The following is a 783-nucleotide window of genomic DNA, read 5'->3' as shown; positions in this document are numbered from 1 at the left end:
CGCGAACGAGGGCGAGATCGCGTGCGTCATCACCGAGGCCGCCGCCGGCAACATGGGTGCAGTCGCACCGCAGCCCGGATTCAACGAGGGCCTGCGGAAGCTGACCAGCGACAACGGCGCGCTGCTCATCATGGACGAGGTGATGACCGGATTCCGCGTCAGCTCCGCCGGCTGGTACGGACTCGACGGCGTCGCCGGTGACCTGTACACGTTCGGCAAGGTGATGAGCGGTGGTCTGCCCGCCGCCGCATTCGGTGGCCGCGCCGACGTCATGGCGCATCTCGCCCCGGCCGGACCCGTCTACCAGGCAGGCACCCTGTCCGGGAACCCCGTCGCCGTCGCCGCCGGGCTCGCCAGCCTGCGCGCCGCCGACCAGGGCGTGTACGACGCACTCGAGCGCAACAGCGCCACCCTGCGGACCCTGCTGTCCGACGCTGTCCGACGCGCTGACCGCAGAGAGCGTGCCGCACCGGGTGCAGACCGCTGGGACGATGCTCAGCGTGTTCTTCAGCGAGGACCCGGTGACGAACTACGCCGAAGCCAAGGCCGCCCAGACCTGGCGCTTCCCGGCGTTCTTCCACGGGCTGCTCTCACGCGGTGTGTACCCGCCGCCGAGCGCGTTCGAGGCGTGGTTCGTCTCCGCCGCCATGGACGACAGAGCATTCTCGATCATCGCCGACGCCCTGCCGCACGCCGCGAAGGCCGCCGCCGCGGCCGTCCAGCCCTGACGTGTCCTCCCCCCTCGCGGCCGGCAGCCTTGCCGCCGACACCCACCCGCCCTCC

The 783-nt window shown here is 71.6% G+C and carries 1 pseudogene; it reads left to right on the top strand.

Features of this window, described 5'->3' with window-relative positions:
- Positions 1 to 728, top strand: a pseudogene (locus AZG88_RS36400) (aminotransferase class III-fold pyridoxal phosphate-dependent enzyme); the annotation flags it as partial.
- Positions 729 to 783: the final 55 nt, after the last annotated feature.

This window comes from Rhodococcus sp. LB1 (genome assembly GCF_001583455.1).
In the GTDB taxonomy this organism is placed as follows: Bacteria; Actinomycetota; Actinomycetes; order Mycobacteriales; family Mycobacteriaceae; genus Rhodococcus_F; species Rhodococcus_F opacus.
This window is presented reverse-complemented; position numbering and strand designations above follow the sequence as displayed.